This window comes from Kitasatospora sp. NPDC056731, from assembly GCF_040687675.1.
Taxonomy (GTDB): domain Bacteria; phylum Actinomycetota; class Actinomycetes; order Streptomycetales; family Streptomycetaceae; genus Kitasatospora.
In genome coordinates this window covers 50,036-67,825 of the sequence record NZ_JBFBNR010000006.1, presented here as the reverse complement: position 1 = coordinate 67,825, position 17,790 = coordinate 50,036, and the positions used below count along the sequence as shown (strand labels likewise).

Annotated in this window: 17 protein-coding genes and 1 pseudogene; 6 read left to right on the top strand and 12 right to left on the bottom strand. The window is 72.9% G+C overall.

Features of this window, described 5'->3' with window-relative positions:
- Positions 1 to 103 precede the first annotated feature (103 nt).
- A complete protein-coding gene (locus tag AB0R04_RS08155) occupies positions 104 to 1,261 on the top strand; it encodes an adenosine deaminase (RefSeq protein ID WP_063349058.1) in 1,158 nt (385 codons plus the stop codon).
- Between the two features lie 213 nt (positions 1,262 to 1,474).
- Positions 1,475 to 1,834: an ATP-binding protein gene (locus AB0R04_RS08150; protein WP_363369197.1), complete on the top strand. Its 360-nt coding sequence runs from the start codon at positions 1,475 to 1,477 to the stop codon at positions 1,832 to 1,834.
- A 109-nt stretch (positions 1,835 to 1,943) separates the two neighbouring features.
- Here the strand turns inward: AB0R04_RS08150 and AB0R04_RS08145 are convergent, their stop codons facing one another.
- Positions 1,944 to 2,129, bottom strand: coding sequence for a PspC domain-containing protein (locus AB0R04_RS08145; protein WP_063349060.1), 186 nt, complete (start codon positions 2,127 to 2,129; stop codon positions 1,944 to 1,946).
- Positions 2,130 to 2,632: 503 nt separating this feature from the next.
- Between AB0R04_RS08145 and aspS the strand changes: the two genes are divergently transcribed.
- The gene (aspS, locus tag AB0R04_RS08140; protein ID WP_063349061.1) at positions 2,633 to 3,910 is read left to right on the top strand and encodes an aspartate--tRNA(Asn) ligase; all 1,278 of its coding nucleotides are present in this window, start codon (positions 2,633 to 2,635) and stop codon (positions 3,908 to 3,910) included.
- 74 nt (positions 3,911 to 3,984) lie between these two features.
- Here the strand turns inward: aspS and AB0R04_RS08135 are convergent, their stop codons facing one another.
- A complete protein-coding gene (locus tag AB0R04_RS08135; protein ID WP_363369195.1) occupies positions 3,985 to 4,467 on the bottom strand; it encodes a hypothetical protein in 483 nt (160 codons plus the stop codon).
- 144 nt (positions 4,468 to 4,611) lie between these two features.
- Here AB0R04_RS08135 and AB0R04_RS08130 point away from each other — a divergent pair.
- Positions 4,612 to 4,692 (top strand): annotated as a pseudogene (locus tag AB0R04_RS08130) (PhzF family phenazine biosynthesis protein); the annotation flags it as partial.
- Positions 4,693 to 4,697: 5 nt separating this feature from the next.
- On the opposite strand, the gene AB0R04_RS08125 reads toward AB0R04_RS08130, so the two are convergent.
- From AB0R04_RS08125 to AB0R04_RS08110, 4 genes are all read right to left on the bottom strand, one after another.
- A complete protein-coding gene (locus AB0R04_RS08125) occupies positions 4,698 to 5,372 on the bottom strand; it encodes a VanZ family protein (RefSeq protein ID WP_363369194.1) in 675 nt (224 codons plus the stop codon).
- 88 nt (positions 5,373 to 5,460) lie between these two features.
- On the bottom strand, positions 5,461 to 5,775 hold the full coding sequence (locus AB0R04_RS08120) for a hypothetical protein (protein WP_363369413.1): 315 nt from the start codon (positions 5,773 to 5,775) through the stop codon (positions 5,461 to 5,463).
- Entirely contained in the window at positions 5,772 to 7,316 is a 1,545-nt protein-coding gene (locus tag AB0R04_RS08115; RefSeq protein ID WP_363369193.1) for a HAMP domain-containing sensor histidine kinase, read from the bottom strand. The genes AB0R04_RS08120 and AB0R04_RS08115 overlap by 4 nt, the downstream gene beginning before the upstream one ends.
- Positions 7,317 to 7,442: 126 nt before the next feature.
- Positions 7,443 to 8,120, bottom strand: coding sequence for a response regulator transcription factor (locus tag AB0R04_RS08110; protein ID WP_063349065.1), 678 nt, complete (start codon positions 8,118 to 8,120; stop codon positions 7,443 to 7,445).
- A 591-nt stretch (positions 8,121 to 8,711) separates the two neighbouring features.
- Here AB0R04_RS08110 and AB0R04_RS08105 point away from each other — a divergent pair.
- Positions 8,712 to 9,374, top strand: a complete 663-nt coding sequence (locus AB0R04_RS08105; protein ID WP_107453068.1) for a SigE family RNA polymerase sigma factor — start codon at positions 8,712 to 8,714, stop codon at positions 9,372 to 9,374.
- A 262-nt stretch (positions 9,375 to 9,636) separates the two neighbouring features.
- Here AB0R04_RS08105 and AB0R04_RS08100 read toward each other — a convergent pair whose 3' ends face one another.
- The 4 genes from AB0R04_RS08100 to deoC all read right to left on the bottom strand — a co-directional run bounded on the left by AB0R04_RS08100 (position 9,637) and on the right by deoC (position 13,884).
- Positions 9,637 to 10,251 carry an ATP-binding protein gene (locus AB0R04_RS08100; RefSeq protein WP_363369192.1) on the bottom strand — a complete coding sequence of 205 codons (615 nt, stop codon included), beginning with the start codon at positions 10,249 to 10,251 and terminating at the stop codon, positions 9,637 to 9,639.
- Positions 10,252 to 10,521: 270 nt separating this feature from the next.
- Positions 10,522 to 11,424: an aldehyde dehydrogenase family protein gene (locus tag AB0R04_RS08095; RefSeq protein ID WP_363369191.1), complete on the bottom strand. Its 903-nt coding sequence runs from the start codon at positions 11,422 to 11,424 to the stop codon at positions 10,522 to 10,524.
- Entirely contained in the window at positions 11,417 to 12,892 is a 1,476-nt protein-coding gene (locus AB0R04_RS08090; RefSeq protein ID WP_363369190.1) for an aldehyde dehydrogenase family protein, read from the bottom strand. The genes AB0R04_RS08095 and AB0R04_RS08090 overlap by 8 nt, the downstream gene beginning before the upstream one ends.
- A 5-nt stretch (positions 12,893 to 12,897) precedes the next feature.
- Positions 12,898 to 13,884 (bottom strand): deoxyribose-phosphate aldolase, encoded by a 987-nt coding sequence (gene deoC / locus AB0R04_RS08085; RefSeq protein ID WP_079135833.1) that lies wholly within the window; start codon positions 13,882 to 13,884, stop codon positions 12,898 to 12,900.
- 242 nt (positions 13,885 to 14,126) lie between these two features.
- Between deoC and AB0R04_RS08080 the strand changes: the two genes are divergently transcribed.
- Entirely contained in the window at positions 14,127 to 14,801 is a 675-nt protein-coding gene (locus AB0R04_RS08080) for a PH domain-containing protein (RefSeq protein ID WP_063349070.1), read from the top strand.
- Between the two features lie 63 nt (positions 14,802 to 14,864).
- On the opposite strand, the gene AB0R04_RS08075 is transcribed toward AB0R04_RS08080, so the two are convergent.
- On the bottom strand, positions 14,865 to 16,589 hold the full coding sequence (locus tag AB0R04_RS08075) for a phospho-sugar mutase (RefSeq protein WP_363369189.1): 1,725 nt from the start codon (positions 16,587 to 16,589) through the stop codon (positions 14,865 to 14,867).
- Positions 16,590 to 16,782: 193 nt separating this feature from the next.
- A complete protein-coding gene (locus AB0R04_RS08070; protein WP_063349072.1) occupies positions 16,783 to 17,604 on the bottom strand; it encodes a purine-nucleoside phosphorylase in 822 nt (273 codons plus the stop codon).
- Positions 17,605 to 17,790 lie beyond the last annotated feature (186 nt).

The window sequence follows — 17,790 nt, the reverse complement described above, 5'->3', positions numbered from 1 at the left end:
ATGTGCCGCGGATGGCCCGGACGGTGGAATTCCCGGTGGACTTTCGCCGAACCGGCCGTGTTAACAGTGGTGGGTCTACGCGCGTAGGGGCTATATTTCCGCAATGGAGAAGCAGATCCCTGTCACCGCCGCGGGCGCCGGCCCGCGCATCCCCACCCCCGACCAGATCCGCCGCGCGCCGAAGGTGCTGCTGCACGACCACCTCGACGGCGGGCTGCGCCCGGAGACGGTCGTCGAGCTGGCCGCCGCGGTCGGCTACGAGGGCCTTCCGACCACCGACGCCAAGGAGCTCGGCGAGTGGTTCCGCGAGGCCGCCGACTCCGGCTCGCTGGTCCGCTACCTGGAGACCTTCGCGCACACCTGCGCCGTGATGCAGACCCGCGAGGCCCTGATCAAGGTCGCCGCCGACTGCGCCGAGGACCTGGCCGCCGACGGCGTCGTGTACGCCGAGGTCCGCTACGCCCCCGAGCAGCACCTGGAGGCCGGCCTGTCCCTGGACGAGGTCGTCCAGGCCGTGAACGAGGGCTTCCGCCTCGGCGAGGCCAACGCCCGCGCGGCCGGCCACCGGATCCGGGTCGGCACCCTGCTGACCGCGATGCGGCACGCCGCCCGCTCCACCGAGATCGCCGAACTGGCCAACCGCCACCGGGACCAGGGCGTCGTCGGCTTCGACATCGCCGGCGCCGAGGCGGGCCACCCGCCCACCCGCCACCAGGCCGCCTTCGACTACCTCAAGGGCGAGAACAACCACTTCACCATCCACGCGGGCGAGGCCTTCGGCCTGCCGTCGATCTGGGAGGCCCTGCAGTGCTGCGGCGCCGACCGGCTCGGCCACGGCGTGCGGATCGTCGACGACATCACGGTCGCCGAGGACGGCAGCGTCGAGCTCGGCCGGCTGGCCGCGTACGTGCGCGACAAGCGCATCCCGCTGGAGATGTGCCCGACCTCCAATCTCCAGACTGCGGCGGCCACTTCGTACGCCGAGCACCCGATCGGGCTGCTCAGCCGGCTGAAGTTCCGGGTCACCGTGAACACCGACAACCGGCTGATGAGCGGCACCAGCATGAGCCGCGAGTTCGGGCACCTGGTGGAGGCCTTCGGCTACACGCTCGGGGACATGGAGTGGTTCACGGTGAACGCGATGAAGTCCGCGTTCCTGCCGTTCGACGAGCGGCTGGCGATGATCAACGACGTGATCAAGCCGGGGTACGCCGAACTGAAGGCGGAGTGGCTGTTCAGCTCGGGCACCGGCGACAGCTGAGCGGCCCGGCCCGTTCGAATGGTCGGGTGAACGCCCATGTCCCGAAAGGGAGTTGGCGTTCATCCGACTACTCACTCGGGTGAGTGAACGCCCTTTGGTCCTCGCGTGGCCCACTCACTACGGTGTGCCCGTCCATGCTGACAGGCCGTGGCGGCGGTAGCCCGTCCGCCCCGTCCCGATGTCGGCCACCGACGACGACCCAAGGGACGAACCATGAAGCAGGCTCTCAAGGCCGCCGGCACCGCGGCGCTCGGCATCGCCATCGCGGCGGTGGGCGCCGGTACCGCCGCCGCCGCCGCCCCCGCGCCCGGCGGCCTCGGGCTGCCCACCGGCGCGGTCACGAACCCCGCGGTGACCGGCGCGGTCACCGACACCGCCGCCAAGCTGCCCGGCGGCGACAAGGTCACCGGCACGCTCGGCACCCTCACCCCGGCTGCCGGCCAGGCGGCGCCCGCCCCGGCCGCCGAGGCCGGTGCCACCACGCGTGGCGCCATCCCGACCATCCCCGGCATCGACAAGACCCCCATCGGCGGGCTGACCCACACCCTGCCGCTGCCGGGCCTGGCCGGCTGAGCCGGCCGCAGGCACGGCGGCGGGCCGTCCGCCCCGGTGATCCCGGGAGCGGGCGGCCCGCCGTCGTACCGGCCCCGGCGCGACGGCGCCGGGCGTGCGACTCCCGGGCTTACGGCTCCTGGGGGAGCAGCACCCAGAGGGCCAGGTAGACCAGGCACTGGAGCCCGGGCAGGATGATCGAGATCAGGAAGATCAGTCGCACGGTCCACGGCGTCACGCCGTAGCGCTCGGCGAGCCCGGCGCAGACGCCGGCGATGACGCGGTTGTGACGGGGACGGGCGAGACGGGCGCTCATGGGTCAACTCCGTGTCGTGGCACCCGATCCGGCCGATCCGGCGGGCTTAATTTCCACTCTCCGCCACCGCGCTCCCGGAAACGTCCACCTGGCAGTCGATTCGTCACCCCGCCGACTCGCCGGTGAGGCGTAGCCGGGTGTCGGGGTCCGTCTCAGGGTCGCCCGGAGGCGGACGCCCCAGGTGGCGCCCGCGCGGCGGCGGGAAAGCCCGTTGCGGTCCGGCGGCGGTCCGGTCTAGCCTCTCCGGCAACACGTCGAGGGAGACGAGTACCTCCGGGCCCCGTGGGCCGAGAGAGCCGCCGGCAGCTGTGAAGGCGGCCCTGCGTCCCGGAGCGAAGACACTCCCGAGTGCGGGGAGGAAATGCCCCGCCGGCCGGCCCCCGTCAACGGGCCGCAACGAGGCCGCCGCCCGTGCGGGCGGCGGCGAAAGTGCGGTGGCACCGCGAGTTGCCCTTCTCGCCCGCACTCCGAAGGGATCACCACGACGCCCCTGGAGGGCCGCGATGATCCACCCGACGACCCGTGTCCTGGCCGCCGAACTACCCGGCCACGTCGGCGAATCCGTAGAGATCAGTGGCTGGCTGCACCGCCGCCGCGCGCTCAAGTCCGTCACCTTCCTGGTGATCCGGGACCGCTCCGGACTGGCCCAGGTGGTCGCCACCGGCGCGGGCCCCGACCTGCCGGAGGAGACCGTCCTGCGGATCCGCGGCACCGTCACCGCCAACCCGCAGGCGCCGGCCGGCGTCGAGCTGACCTCGCCCACCGTCGAGGTCCTGTCCAGCCTCGCCGAGGCGCCCCCGGTCAGCCTGTTCCGGCCGACCGTCGAGGCCGCCCTCCCGGTGATCCTCGACGGCGCCCCCGTCACCCTCCGCCACCCGCGCCTGTCCGCCCTGCACCGGATCACCGCGGCCTCGGTGGGCGGGTTCCGGGCCACCCTCGACGGCCTGGGCTTCACCGAGATCCAGACCCCGAAGGTGGTCTCCTCGGCCACCGAGTCCGGGGCGAACGTCTTCGCGCTGGACTGGTTCGGCCGCCCCGCCTACCTCGCGCAGTCGCCGCAGTTCTTCAAGCAGGCGATGGTCGGGGTGTTCGAGCGGGTCTACGAGACCGGGCCGGTGTTCCGGGCCGAACCGCACGACACCGCGCGGCACTTGGCGCAGTACACCAGCCTCGACGCGGAACTCGGCTTCATCACCGACCACCGCGAGGTGATGGCCGTGCTGCGCGAGGTGGTCGCCGGGATGGTCGCCTCGGTGGCCGAGCGGGCCGGCGCCGCCGTCGACCTGCTGGAGGTGAAGCCGCCCGAGGTCCCGGCGGAGATCCCGCAGCTCCACTTCGCCGAGGCGATGCGGCTGTTGGGCGTCGACGAGCCGGACCTCGCCCCGGCGCACGAGCGGTGGCTCAGCGAGTGGGCGCTGCGCGAGCACGGCAGCGAGTTCCTGTTCGTGGTCGGCTACCCGATGCGCAAGCGGCCCTTCTACACCCACCCGGAACCGGGCCGCCCGGAGTACTCCAACAGCTTCGACCTGCTCTTCCGCGGGCTCGAACTGGTCACCGGAGGCCAGCGGCTGCACCGGCACGAGGACTACCTGGCCGCGCTGGCGGCCCGGGGCGAGCCGGTCCAGCCGTACGAGGGCTACCTGCGCTCCTTCGCGCACGGGATGCCGCCGCACGGCGGGTTCGCGCTCGGGCTGGAGCGCTGGACGGCGCGGCTCACCGGCACCGACAACATCCGCCGGACCACGCTCTTCCCCCGAGACCTGCACCGCCTGACGCCCTGACGCCTGACCCCGGCGGGCGGGGGGCACCGGACGGACCGGAGCCCCCCGCCCACCGGCGTCGGAGCAGCAGGCGGCTACTGCGCCTGCCCGGACTGCCCGGCCGGCGGCACCGGCTGCGCGTACGGGTTGTTCGGCACGGGCTGCGCCGGCGGAGCGTACGGCGCACCCTGCGGCGCGGCGCCCTGCGGCGGGACGGGCTGGCCGTACGGCGCCGCCTGCGGGGCGTTGGGGTCGTACGGCGCCGCCTGCGGGGCCGGCTGCTGGTTCTTGGCGTTGCCGCGTTCGACGATCGCCTTCACGGAGCTGGCGATCAGCGCGATCGGGAGGATGAACGCCTTGAGGAAGATCTCGTACCGGCCGCCTTCGAAGACGAACGCGAGGTAGTAGGCGTACCCCAGGAATCCGAGGCCGGCGAGGACGTTGAGGATTCGCCAGCCGACCTTCAGGCCGCTACCGGGATTGACCGCTCCGAGGACCAGCATGGCGGCGCCGCTGATCGCGAGCGCGACGACGTACCAGGAGAAAAGCGGCTCGGCGCTGAAATTGAGATTGTTCAAGGGGGGATTCCTGTGGGACGGGGGATAAGACGGTGAAGCCTTTGGGGCGACAGCGCAGGTTACCGGAGGCGGCCGACATTCGGCGTCGCCTTTTCCTCACGGAGTCGCCGCACCCCGACGGAACGGCAATTGACGGGGTGGGAAATGACTGACTATGAGGTGCTGCGGGTCTTTTGCGGCCCCGGCGGCGAGTGCGGGAACGCACTCGCCGTGGTGCGGGAGGGCGGGCCTCAGCGGGCGGGGGGCGTGGGCTCGGCGTAGGCGCGGGCGCGCGCGACCGGCGGGCCGACCAGGGTGGTCACCTTCGGCGCGGGCGCGGGCGCGGGCGCGGCCCCGGACGCGGGCACCGGCATCCGGACCCGCGGCCGCCGGTCGCGCAGCAGCCGCCGCAGGCCGGGGACGAGGGCCAGGTGGGTGATGGCCACCCCGATCACGGCGAGCAGTATGTGGTCGACGTTGAGGACGTGCCCGGGCGTCCAGGAGGAGAGGAACTCCAGGCCGGTCGCCAGTAGGGCGGAGGCGCCGGTGGTGCGCAGGAAGGACGGCAGCCAGGGGGCCCGCAGCCGACCGCCGGCCAGCGGGAGCAGCACGCCGAGCGGGGCCAGCAGGAGGAACTCGCCGACCACCTGCCAGCCGGTGGAGGAGCGGAGGGAGGCCAGCGGCGTCAGGTTGGTGTCGTACACCCAGGGAACCGGCAGCGGCCTCAGCACCACCAGCCAGAGGACGAGGGCCAGGTGACAGGTCAGGCCCGCCAGTCCGGCTGTTCGAAGGGGACGGTGGACGGCCGTCGCCGGCCGGTTCCTGGTCCGTGCGCCGGAACGCTCGTCGCGTGTCCTGGTGCCATCTCGCTGCACGGGGGGAAGGACGTGGACCGGTGGCGCGGTGGTTCCCCCGGGCGTGAACATTCCGGGGCGCGCCCCCGGTCGCCCGCCGCCCCGGGGCCGAACGGCGGGGCGATAGGCAGACGGGCAGACGGACGACGGGCAGGCGGGACTACCGACAGGGTGCCGCGGTCGGCACCGCGCCGAACACGTTGTCGGCCGGCGGGGTGGCGGGCACCACCGTGGGCGACGGGCTCGGGCTCACACCGGCCTTGGCGGCGCCGCGGGCCGGCGGGGTCGGCGTGGGCGCCGACGGCGTGGCCAGGGCGGTCGGTATGTGCGGGGCGGTCGGGCAGGCCGTCCGGCTGGCCGGGGCGCCCGCGTCCACCGGGACGGCGGTCGGCCGGATGCCGCAGCCGGAGGCGAGCGCGAGCAGCAGCAGGGCGCCGGCGGTGCGGCGCAGGGCGGTGCGGGTGGGGGCGGTCACGTGGCGTCCTTGTCCTGGGCGGAGTCGCCGACAAGGCCGTCACCGGTCTCGCCCTCGTTCGGCGGAGGCGGCGGGGCCAGCGGCAGCGTCAGCGTGAACACCGCCCCGACCTCCCCGTTCGCCGCCGTGATCGTGCCCCCGTGGATCTGTGCGTTGGCCATCGCGATCGACAGCCCCAGGCCGCTGCCCTCCGAGCGGGCCCGTCCCCGGTCCGCCTTGTAGAACCGGTCGAAGACGTGCGGCAGCACGTCCTCGGGGATGCCCGGGCCGCTGTCGGAGACCTCGATGACGACCGAGCCCGCGGTCTGCCGGACCTTGACCCGCACCGGGGAGCCGCCGTGCTTGAGCGCGTTGCCGATCAGGTTGGCGAAGACCACGTCGAGCCGGCGCGGGTCGACCACGGCCAGGATGCCGCGCGGGGCGTCCAGTTCGACGGCGTCGTACCAGGCCCGGCCGTCGATGCAGGACATGATCAGGTCGGCCATGTCCACCTCGTCGGCGACGAGCTTGGCGGTGCCGGCGTCGAAGCGGGTCACCTCCATCAGGTTCTCCACCAGGTCGGACAGCCGCCGCGTCTCGCTGACCACGAGCCGTACGGCCGGCGCGATCATCGGGTCCAGCGACTCGGCCTCGTCCTCCAGGATGTCGGTGACGGCGGTCATCGCGGTCAGCGGCGTGCGCAGCTCGTGCGACATGTCGGCGACGAACCGCCGGCTCTGCGCCTCGCGCGCGCTCAACTCCTCGACCTGCTCGTGCAGTGACTCCGCGGCCCGGTTGAACGTCCTCGCCAGGTCCGCGAGTTCGTCCCCGCCCTCGACCTCCAGCCGGGTGTCCAGGTGTCCCTGGCCGAGCCGTCGGGCGGCGTCGCCGAGCCGCTTGACCGGCCGCAGCACGGTCGACGAGGCGGCTTGGGCGAGCAGCGCCGAGCCGATCAGCGCGAGCAGCGTGGCGATGGCCAGCGACCAGCCCAGCGTGTTGAGGTCCTTGCGTTCGTTCTCCAGCGACTTGAACATGTACGCCGTCGGGCCGGTCGGCACCACCTTGGTGCCGCCGATCAGGAACGGCTGGCCCGCCAGGTTCTGCCGCTGCCAGTACAGGTGGTACGGGTACGGGTTGTTCTCGGTGACCTCGCGCTGCCTGGCGACGGTGGACTGCAGCGCCGCCGGGACGTCGGCCAGCGTGAACTGCCCCGGGTCGGAGGAGGCCGTGCACTCCGGGTGCGCCGGGTCGGCCACCACCACGTCGTAACTCAGCCCGGAGCTGGCGACGGTGGACGCGAGCGTGGTCAGGTCCGGGCAACTCGCGTTCAGCGGCAGCTCGGAGACGTTGCGGCTGAGCGAGACCCGGAAGTCGTTGAGCGCGGTGTCCTGGGCGCGCTTGAGCACCGCGTCGCGGTTGAGCCAGTAGGCGATGCCGGAGGCCGAGACGGCGGCGAGCAGCGCGACCGCCGCGAACACCGCGATCAGCCGTACCCGCAGGGAGCGCAGCCTGCGCCACGGGCCCGCGGCGAAGCGGCGGGCCGTCGTCTGATGATCAGTCACAAGAGCCTGTCGTCGTACGGAAGTTCAGGGAGTTCAGGAATTTCGGGCGGCCCAGGCGGATCGGGCGGGCGGCAAACAGGAGGACGGGAAGCAGGAGGACGGCAGGCAGGAGGACGGGAGAGGCACTCAGGCCGGCGGGTCCAGCCGGTAGCCCACCCCGCGGACGGTGCGGATCAGGGTCGGCGCGGACGGCACGTCCTCGACCTTCGCCCGCAGCCGCTGCACGCAGGCGTCCACCAGGCGGGAGTCACCCAGGTAGTCGTGCTCCCAGACCAGCCGCAGCAGCTGCTGGCGGGAGAGCGCCTGGCCGGGGCGGCGGCTGAGCTCCAGGAGCAGCCGCAGCTCGGTCGGGGTGAGCTGGAGGTCCTGCCCGTCCTTGGTGACGGTCATCGCCGCGCGGTCGATCACCACGGTTCCGTACGCGGAGGAGTCGGAGCTCTCCCGCTCGCCGCGCCGCAGCACGGCCCGGATCCGGGCGTCGAGCACCCGCGGCTGCACCGGCTTGACCACGTAGTCGTCGGCGCCGGACTCCAGGCCCACCACCACGTCGATGTCGTCCGAACGGGCGGTCAGCAGGATGATCGGCAGCTGGTCGGTGCGGCGGATGCGGCGGCAGACTTCGAAGCCGTCGATTCCGGGCAGCATGACGTCCAGCACGATCAGGTCGGGCCGCTGCTCCTTGAAGAGCCTCAGACCGTCCTCGCCGGAGGCGGCGGTGGCCACGCGGTGGCCCTGGCGGGTGAGGGCGAGTTCGAGGCCGGTCCGGATGGCGTCGTCGTCCTCGATCAGAAGGAGGAAAGGCACGGCCCCATTTTGGCCCACTCGAAGCGTCGAATCACCCCCAGGACCGGTCACCGACCGTATGGGAACCGGAAGGAGCACTACCGGCGTCCGGTACGGAGGGAGGCGGACCGGGACGAAAGGCCCGCCCCTGTGACACCCCTGTGACAGTCGGCGGACAGCGTCATCACAACCGGCGGGCAAGATTTTCCATGTCGCCGCAGGACAGCGGGCCAACCCGGCCGGCTGGAAGGCGGCAACAGGAACCGCTCGTACCGACCCAGGGGGCGCACGATGAACGCCATGCTTCAGACCCGGACCAACCCGGCTGTCCGCACCGCGCGTTCGTCAGCCACCGCCCCGCGGACCCGGTACGAGGTCAGGACCGACGAGAACTCCGGTGCCGTGACCGTACGGGGGTGCGCGCACAGCACCGGTGGAAACCCTGTCGCCCGCCGGGTGAGCGGCGGCGCAAGGACGGGGGAGCTGTTCGGGATCGGCCGGGTGGGGAACGCGGCCGACTCCGGCAACACCCTCACGCTGCGGGGGATCCTCCCCGTCCGCGTCGAGGGCAAGGACGCTCCGGCGGGGAACCGGGGCGTCGGCGGGAACGGTCTGCGGACGGTCGGCTCGGGGGAGTCGGCCGGCCGCGAGGCCGCCGGTGCGACGTTGCTGCAGCTGAACCCGGCGGCGGCCCGCACCACCGAGGCGGGACGGGCGGACGCGCAGGGGGAGCACCCGGCCGTCGCGGAGGACCACATCACGGAGTTCACCGCGTACGTGCGTGAGCGCCGCGCCTCCCTGTACGCCACGGCGTACCACCTCACCGGTGACCGCTACGAGGCCGAGGACCTGCTGCAGAGCGCGCTCTTCAGCACCTACCGGGCCTGGGGCCGGATCACCGACAAGGCCGCGGTCGGCGGGTACCTCCGCCGCACCATGACCAACCTGCACATCTCCGCCTGGCGGCGCCGCAAGGTCAACGAGTACCCGACCGAGGAGCTGCCGGAGACGGCCGGCGACACCGACGCGATGGGCGGCACCGAGCTGCGCACCGTGCTCTGGCAGGCGCTGGCGAAGCTTCCGGAGAACCAGCGCACCATGCTGGTGCTGCGGTACTACGAGGGCAAGACCGACCCGGAGATCGCCGACGTGCTGGGGATCAGCGTCGGCACGGTCAAGAGCAGCATCTGGCGGGCGCTGCGCCGGCTGCGCGAGGACGAGCACCTGAACAAGTCGGGCGACACCGTCCGGGCGTTCGGCGAGCTGGTCGCCTGACGCGGACGCGGGTGACGCGAAGGAGTGGAACTCCCGTCGGGGGACGGGTAGCGGACGGTCGCGGTGCGTGGACGCCGGCTCGGGGGAGCGGTGAACACGGGGAGCCCGACGGCCGTTCGGGGAAGGCGACGGGCCCGGTGCGGGGGAGACGCACCGGGCCCGTCGTTCTTCGTGTCTTCGTTCCGCGTCGAGCCCCCGTCCGGAGACGGCCCACCCGAACGGAGTACGGCCCCAACGGAGCACGGCCCCAACGGGGGGCGGCTCAGACGGAGGACAGCTCCCACCGCCCGGCCGCGGCGCGGATCCGGCGCTCGGCCTCGGCCCCGGCGCACGGGTGGGAGCCCAGGGTGACCTGCCGCCCGACGATGGACCGCTCGGCGCGCATCAGCCGCCAGCCGCGGCGCAGCAGCACCGGCAGCGACTTGCGGCCCTCCCGGACGTCCCGGCGCAGCCGGCGCCAGGCCGTGGTGAGCGCGCCGTTGCGCAGGCACAGGGCGTCGCCGAGCAGGCCCTCGGCGGCGCACTCGGCGGTGATCTCGGCGGCGAAGATGCCCTCGGCGATGAACGCGGGGGCGCCGTCCAGCTCCAGGGCGCGGGTGGCGATCCGGCCGTTGTCCGGGATCGAGTACACCGGGACGTCGGCGCGGCCGGTCTCGTACAGGCTGCGGATCGCGGCGACCGCCTGGTCGCGGTGCCAGGCGAGCGGGGAGTCCCAGTCGACCGCGCCGTCGGGCAGCAGCGGCAGGGTGGGGTCGTCCCCGTCCTTGTAGAAGTCGTCCAGTTGCAGGACCGGCAGCCCGCTGCGCTCGGCGAGCGAGGACTTCCCGGAGCCGGAGGGGCCGGACAGCAGGACGACCCGGGCGTGGGTCGTCGGCACAGGATTCAGCGGGTCGTCACTCACGGGACACCAGTCTGACGCATCCGGGCCCGATGCCGAAACCCGTCGGATCACACCTTCTGCGGGCCCCGCGGATCGGCGAGCCGGAGGACGGCGTCGAAACGGCGTCGAAACGGCACGGAAAGGCGACGGACCCGCGCCAGGGGGGGAGAGGCGCGGGTCCGTCCAATGACCGTCCGGGCCCTGGGGGGGAGAGGGCACTGGGGACGGCCAGTCTGTGGAGTTGTTACTCGGTGGTCGACGGGGCGGTCAGATCCCCATCGGGTGCCAGACCGTCTTCGTCTCCAGGAACGAGAGTAGCCGGTCGGTACCGGGCGCATTGGTCCAGTCCTGGGCGAACGGGTCCAGCTCCGGACGGACCACCCTCTTCAGGGTATCCGCGGCGGCCGCTTCCAGCGCCTGCGCCGCGCCGGGGCCGTCGGCGGCGATCGCGCCGGTGAGGTCCACCGCGTTGACGTCCTGGTGCGAGGCCAGGGTGGGTGCGATGTCGGCGGTCCTGCCCGAGATGATGTTGACCACGCCGCCGGGGACGTCCGAGGTGGCGAGCACCTCGCCCAGCGACAGGGCCGGCAGCGGGGCGTCCGCGGCGGCCGCGACCACGACCGTGTTGCCGGTGGCGATCGCCGGGGCGATCACCGAGACCAGGCCGAGCAGCGAGTGCCCGTACCCGGCCTGCGGGGCGACGATCCCGACCACGCCGGTCGGCTCCGGGGTGGAGAGGTTGAAGAAGGGGCCGGCGACCGGGTTGGCGCCGCCCGTGATCTGGGCGACCTTGTCCGTCCAGCCCGCGTACCAGATCCAGCGGTCGATCGCGGCGTCCACCAGCGCGGCGGCCTTCTTCGGGCCGATGCCCTCGGCGGCGGAGACCTCGGCGGCGAACTGCTCGCGGCGGCCCTGCAGCATCTCGGCCACCCGGTACAGCACCTGGCCGCGGTTGTACGCGGTGGTGCCGGCCCAGCCCTTGACCGCCGCGCGGGCGGCCAGGACGGCGTCGCGGGCGTCCTTGCGGGTGCCCAGCGGAGCGTTGGCGAGCCACTGGCCCTTGGCGTCCGTCACCTCGTACACCCGCCCGCTCTCGGAGCGCGGGAACTTCCCGCCGACGTACAGCTTGTAGGTCTTGAGGACGTCAAGACGCGTCGCGACATCAGACATCGAGGTAGGCCTCCAGACCGTGGCGGCCACCCTCGCGGCCGTAACCCGACTCCTTGTAGCCGCCGAACGGCGAGGTCGGGTCGAACTTGTTGAAGGTGTTGGCCCAGACCACGCCGGCCTTGAGCCGGCTCGCCGTCCACAGGATGCGCGAGCCCTTCTCCGTCCAGATGCCGGCGGAGAGGCCGTACGGGGTGTTGTTGGCCTTCGCGACCGCCTCGTCGGGGGTGCGGAAGGTCAGCACCGACAGGACCGGGCCGAAGATCTCCTCCTGGGCGATCCGGTGGGCCTGGCTGACGCCGGTGAACAGGGTCGGCTTGAACCAGAAGCCGGTGCCCGGGAGTTCGCACTCGGGCGACCAGCGGTCCGCGCCCTCGGCCTCGCCGGCGTCGGTCAGCTCGGTGATCCGGGCCAGCTGGGCGGCCGAGTTGATGGCGCCGATGTCGGTGTTCTTGTCCAGCGGGTCGCCGACCCGCAGGGTGGACATCCGGCGCTTCAGGGCGTCCAGCAGCTCGTCCTGGATCGACTCCTGGACCAGCAGGCGCGAGCCCGCGCAGCAGACGTGGCCCTGGTTGAAGAAGATGCCGTTGACGATGCCCTCGACCGCCTGGTCGATCGGCGCGTCGTCGAAGACGATGTTCGCGGCCTTGCCGCCCAGCTCCAGCGACAGCTTCTTGCGGCTGCCGGCCAGCTGCCTGGCGATCGCCTTGCCGACCGGGGTGGAGCCGGTGAAGGCGACCTTGTTGACGTCCGGGTGCGCGGTGAGCGCGGCGCCGGTGCGGCCGTCGCCGGTGACGATGTTGACGACGCCCTTCGGCAGACCGGCCTGGCGGCAGATCTCGGCGAAGCGCAGGGCCGTCAGCGGGGTGGTCTCGGCCGGCTTGAGGACGACGGTGTTGCCGGTCGCCAGGGCGGGCGCGATCTTCCACGCCAGCATCATCAGCGGGAAGTTCCACGGGATGACCTGGCCGGCCACGCCCAGCGGGCGCGGGTTCGGGCCGAAGCCCGCGTAGTCCAGCTTGTCCGCCCAGCCGGCGTAGTAGAAGAACCACGCGGCGACGGTCGGGATGTCGAAGTCGCGGGTCTCGCGGATCGGCTTGCCGTTGTCGATCGACTCCAGGACGGCCAGCTCGCGGCTGCGCTCCTGGATGATCCGGGCGATCCGGAACAGGTACTTGCCGCGCTCGCTGCCCGGCAGCGCCGACCAGTCGGCGAAGGCCTTGCGGGCGGCGGCGACCGCGCGGTCCACGTCCTCGTCGGTGCCCTGGGCGAACTCGGCGAGCACCTGCTCGGTGGCCGGGTTGACCGTCTTCAGGGCCTCGCTGCCGGAGGAGTCGACGAACTCGCCGCCGATGAAGTGGCCGTAGGAGGTGGCGATGTCGCCCGCGGCGGCGGGGGACTCCGGGGCCGGGGCGTAGGCGAAGAGGCCGGAGGCCTTCGCGGGCTCCTCGATGTTCTTCTTCTTGGCCATGGTGATCAGTCCACCGTCACGTAGTCGGGGCCGGAGTAGCGTCCGGTGGTGAGCTTCTGGCGCTGCATCAGCAGGTCGTTGAGCAGGCTGGAGGCGCCGAAGCGGAACCAGTGCGGGCTCAGCCAGTCGTCGCCCAGGGTCTCGTTGACCATCACCAGGTACTTCATGGCGTCCTTGGTGGTCTTGATCCCACCGGCGGGCTTCACGCCGACCTGGACGCCGGTCTGCGCCTTGAAGTCGCGGACCGCCTCCAGCATCAGCAGGGTGACCGGCGGGGTCGCGTTGACGGCGACCTTGCCGGTGGAGGTCTTGATGAAGTCGGCGCCGGCCAGCATCGCCAGCCAGGAGACGCGGCGCACGTTGTCGTACGTCTGCAGCTCGCCGGTCTCGAAGATCACCTTGAGGTGGGCGCTGGTGCCGTCCGGGCGCTTGCACGCCTCCTTGACGGCGACGATCTCGTTGAAGACGTCGTAGTAGCGGCCGGAGAGGAAGGCTCCCCGGTCGATCACCATGTCGATCTCGTCGGCGCCCGCAGCGACCGCGTCGGCGGTGTCGGCGAGCTTCACCGGGAGGGCGGCGCGGCCGGCCGGGAAGGCGGTGGCCACCGAGGCGACCTGGATGTCGGTGCCCCGCAGGGCGTCCTTCGCGGTGGCGACCATGTCCGGGTAGACGCAGATGGCGGCGACGCGGGGGGTGGTCGGGTCGGTCGGGTCGGGGGTCCTGCCCTTGGCGCACAGGGCGCGCACCTTGCCGACCGTGTCCGCGCCTTCCAGCGTGGTCAGGTCGATCATCGAGATCGACAGGTCGATGGCGTACGCCTTCGCCGTGGTCTTGATCGAGCGGGTACCGAGGGTGGCGGCACGCGCCTCAAGGCCGACCTGGTCGACGCCGGGCAGGCCGTGCAGGAAGCGGCGGAGCGAGGCCTCGGACGCCGCAACGTCCTGAAGGCCGCTGCCCGCAACGCCGAGGGCATTGGCTGCAACAGTGGACATAGTCACCAGAGCAGCATATCTACGCGCGTAGTCGACCGCTAGGGGGCCCGCCTTTCGTGGCCGGACCGAGACCTCGGGGGAGGCGGAGGGGTGGCAGGGGGCGTGTAGGTCCTGTCCGGCAAGATCGGCCGGACAGGACCTAGGGGCGGGAGGCGCGGCGACCGGCGACCGGGTGGTCCGGGGGTGGCATTCGATGCCGGACCGAGACCTCTCGGTGGGGGGCATGGGGCAGAATCGACGGCATGACCGATTCCCACGGCAAGCCCCGCAAGGGTTCCGCCGCCCCCGACGGGGATCCCGCGTACGCGGACCGCGTGTACCGCTCTGTCCCCGGTGTGATCTCCGGAGTGCTGCTGCTGGCCGTCGCCGCCTGGCTGATCGGCGACGCGGTGCTGAACGGGACGGGGAAGACGCCGTACGTCTCGCTCGCGGCGGTACCGCTGTTCGCCTTCCCGGTGATCGCCTACACGCTGCGCCCGGCGGTGCTGGCGGACAGCAGCCGGCTGCTGGTGCGCAACCCGTGGCGGACCATCACCGCGCCGTGGGCCTCGGTGGACGCGCTGCGCGCGGGGTACTCGGTCGAGCTGCTGGCCGGGGGCAAGAAGTACCAGGTGTGGGCGGTGCCGGTGTCGCTGCGGCAGCGCAAGCGGGCGACCCGGGCCCAGCAGCGCGGCGGCGCCGAGCACGCCTCCCGGATGGGGATGGTGTTCGGCCGCCAGACCAACCCGGTGGTGCAGGGCTCGCCCGACCCGACCCGCGCCTGGTCCGACCAGGTGACCAACGTGCTCCAGGAGATGGCCGAGCGCAACGCCCGCCGCCCCGACGCGGCCGGCCCGGTCGAGGTGGCGTGGTGCTGGTGGGTGATCGCGCCGACGCTGGCCGGCCTGGCCGCGCTGATCACGGTGATCGCGGTCTGAGCCGAAGCACGCGAGGGGCCCGCCGGTACGCGACCGGCGGGCCCCTTCTCGTACGGGCGGGCGTCAGACGGTGATGCCCGCGGCCTCGGCCAGGTCGCGCTTGACGGCTTCGAGCAGCTCGGCGGCCCGCTCGCGGGTGGCGGCGAGGTCGGCGGCGGTGGCGACCGGGAGGACGACCTCCAGGTAGCACTTGAGCTTGGGCTCGGTGCCGGACGGGCGGACCACGATGCGGGCCGAGCGGACGGCCTCGCCGGCCAGGTAGTAGCGCAGGCCGTCGGTGGGCGGCAGCTCGGCGGAGCCCGCCGACAGGTCGTCCGCACGGGTGACCCGGAGGCCGGCCAGGACGGTCGGCGGCTGCTCGCGCAGCCGGCGCATGGCGTCGGCGATCAGCGAGAGGTCCTGCACGCGGACGGACAGCTGGTCGGTGGCGTGCAGGCCGTGCTCCAGCGCCAGGTCGTCCAGCAGGTCGGTCAGGGTGCGGCCGGACGTCTTGAGGGTGGCGGCCAGTTCGGCGACCAGCAGGGCGGCGGTGATGCCGTCCTTGTCCCGGACGCCCTGCGGGTCGACGCAGTAGCCGAGCGCCTCCTCGTAGCCGTAGCGCAGGCCCTCGGCGCGGGCGAGCCACTTGAAGCCGGTCAGCGTCTCGGCGTAGCCCAGGCCGGCGGCCTCGGCGATCCGGCCCAGCAGGGTGGCGGAGACGATGGTGGTGGCGAAGACGCCCTCGGCCTTCTTGGCGACCAGGGCCGCGCCGAGCAGCGCGCCGACCTCGTCGCCGCGCAGCATCCGCCAGCCGGAGGTGCCGTTGCCGCTGCCGGCCGCGTTGGCGAGGACCGGGACGGCCACCGCGCAGCGGTCGGCGTCCGGGTCGTTGGCGATCACGATGTCGGGGCCGACCGAGGCGGCGGTGCGGAAGGCGAGGTCCATCGCCCCCGGCTCCTCCGGGTTGGGGAAGGCCACGGTCGGGAAGTCCGGGTCGGGCTCGGCCTGCTCGGCGACGACGGTGGGCGCCGGGAAGCCGGCCCGGCGGAAGGCGGCGACCAGGGTGTCGCGGCCGACGCCGTGCATCGGGGTGTAGACGACGTCGAGGTTGCGCGGGCTGTGCTCGTCGACGATCGAGACGGCCCGGGCCAGGTAGGCCTCGATGACGTCCTCGCCGAGCACCTCCCAGCCGTCCTCGGCGCGCGGGACGTCGTGGAGCGAACTGATCGCGTCGATCTCGGCGGCGATCCCGGCGTCGGCCGGCGGGACGATCTGCGAGCCGTCGCCCAGGTAGACCTTGTAGCCGTTGTCCTGCGGCGGGTTGTGGCTGGCGGTCACGGTGACGCCGGCGGCCGCGCCCAGGTGGCGGACGGCGAAGGCGAGCACCGGGGTCGGCAGCGGGCGCGGCAGCAGCGCGGCGCGCAGGCCGGCGCCGACCACCACGGCGGCGGTGTCCCGGGCGAAGTCGTAGGACTTGTGGCGGGCGTCGTAGCCGATCACGACCAGGTCGCCCAGGTTCTGCTGCTTGACGTAGGAGACCAGGCCGGCGGCGGCCCGGATCACCACGGCGCGGTTCATCCGCATCGGGCCCGCGCCCAGTTCGCCGCGCAGGCCGGCGGTGCCGAACTGGAGCCGGTCGGCGAAGCGCTCGGCGAGGTCCGACCAGGCGAGCTTGCCGTCCGTCTCGGCCGCCGGGTCCTCGGCCCGGGCGAGCAGGGCGGTCAGCTCCTCGCGGGTCTGCGGGTCGGGGTCCTCGGCCAGCCAGGTTCGGGCCCGGGCGAGGAGGTCGGTGGTGGTTGCCTGCGTCATGGCTGCCTGCTCCATCGGGAAGTGCGTCGGTTGGTCGGCCGGAGGGTTCCGCAAAGAAGGGGTGGGCACATGCGGACGGGGCCCGCGGGGCGTGATCAGGGGATCACGGCCGCCCGAGGGCCCCGTCGCTCATGATTGTGTGCCTAGGCCCTGTCCGCCCGCCAAGACCGGCCGGACAGGGCCTGGCCGGGCGTCAGATCCGCTCAAGGACCTTCGCGAGCAGCTCGCCCATGCGCTCGGCGGAGGCCTTGCCGGCCTCCAGCACCTCGGCGTGGTTGAGCGGCTCGCCGGTGATGCCGGCGGCCAGGTTGGTGACCAGCGAGATGCCGAGCACCTCGGAGCCGGCCTCGCGGGCGGCGATGGCCTCCAGGGTGGTGGACATGCCGACCAGCTCGCCGCCGATCACCCGGGCCATGTTGACCTCGGCCGGGGTCTCGTAGTGCGGGCCGCGGAACTGGACGTAGACGGCCTCGTCCAGGCTCGGGTCCACCTCGTGGCAGAGCGCGCGCAGGCGCTTGGAGTACAGGTCGGTGAGGTCGACGAAGTTGGCGCCGACGATCGGGGAGTCCGCGGTCAGGTTGATGTGGTCGCTGATCAGGACCGGCTGGCCGGGGACCCAGCCCTCGCGCAGACCGCCGCAGCCGTTGGTCAGCACGATGATGCCGCAGCCGGCCGCGGCGGCGGTGCGCACGCCGTGGACGACGGTGGCCACGCCGTGGCCCTCGTAGTAGTGGTTGCGGCCGAGGAAGATCAGGGCGCGCTTGTCGCCGATCTTCACCGAGCGGATCGTGCCGGCGTGGCCGGCGACGGCGGGGGCGGGGAAGCCCGGGAGCTCGGTGACCGGGAACTCGGCCACGGTCTCGCCCAGGGCGTCGGCGGCCGGCACCCAGCCGGAGCCCATCACCAGGGCGACGTCGTGCCGCTCGGCACCGGTCAGCTCGCGCAGGCGCTCGGCGGCGGCCTGGGCGGCGGCGTAGGGGTCGGCGGAGACGACCGACTGAGGAGATGCGTTCACGGCTCCGAGGATAGACGGGATTCGACTACGCGCGTAGAAAATCCGGCGCGGCATGCCGGATCGTTACCCGGTTGACCCGAAAGCACAGCTCGGTGGCGCCTTTCGGGTGACGCCGCTCGTCGGTACGTACAAGTCGGTGCGGGGTCGGTGCGAGGTCGGTGCGGGGTCGAACCGCAGGCGGTGCGG

What these genes read in the sequence shown, in the direction of transcription:
- aspS (WP_063349061.1), top strand. Translation starts at nt 2,633, where the DNA reads ATGATCCACCCGACGACCCGTGTCCTGGCCGCCGAACTACCCGGCCAC.
- deoC (WP_079135833.1), bottom strand. Translation starts at nt 13,884, where the DNA reads ATGTCCACTGTTGCAGCCAATGCCCTCGGCGTTGCGGGCAGCGGCCTT.
- AB0R04_RS08080 (WP_063349070.1), top strand. Translation starts at nt 14,127, where the DNA reads ATGACCGATTCCCACGGCAAGCCCCGCAAGGGTTCCGCCGCCCCCGAC.
- AB0R04_RS08125 (WP_363369194.1), bottom strand. Translation starts at nt 5,372, where the DNA reads ATGTTCACGCCCGGGGGAACCACCGCGCCACCGGTCCACGTCCTTCCC.
- AB0R04_RS08145 (WP_063349060.1), bottom strand. Translation starts at nt 2,129, where the DNA reads ATGAGCGCCCGTCTCGCCCGTCCCCGTCACAACCGCGTCATCGCCGGC.
- AB0R04_RS08090 (WP_363369190.1), bottom strand. Translation starts at nt 12,892, where the DNA reads ATGGCCAAGAAGAAGAACATCGAGGAGCCCGCGAAGGCCTCCGGCCTC.
- AB0R04_RS08095 (WP_363369191.1), bottom strand. Translation starts at nt 11,424, where the DNA reads ATGTCTGATGTCGCGACGCGTCTTGACGTCCTCAAGACCTACAAGCTG.
- AB0R04_RS08075 (WP_363369189.1), bottom strand. Translation starts at nt 16,589, where the DNA reads ATGACGCAGGCAACCACCACCGACCTCCTCGCCCGGGCCCGAACCTGG.
- AB0R04_RS08155 (WP_063349058.1), top strand. Translation starts at nt 104, where the DNA reads ATGGAGAAGCAGATCCCTGTCACCGCCGCGGGCGCCGGCCCGCGCATC.
- AB0R04_RS08150 (WP_363369197.1), top strand. Translation starts at nt 1,475, where the DNA reads ATGAAGCAGGCTCTCAAGGCCGCCGGCACCGCGGCGCTCGGCATCGCC.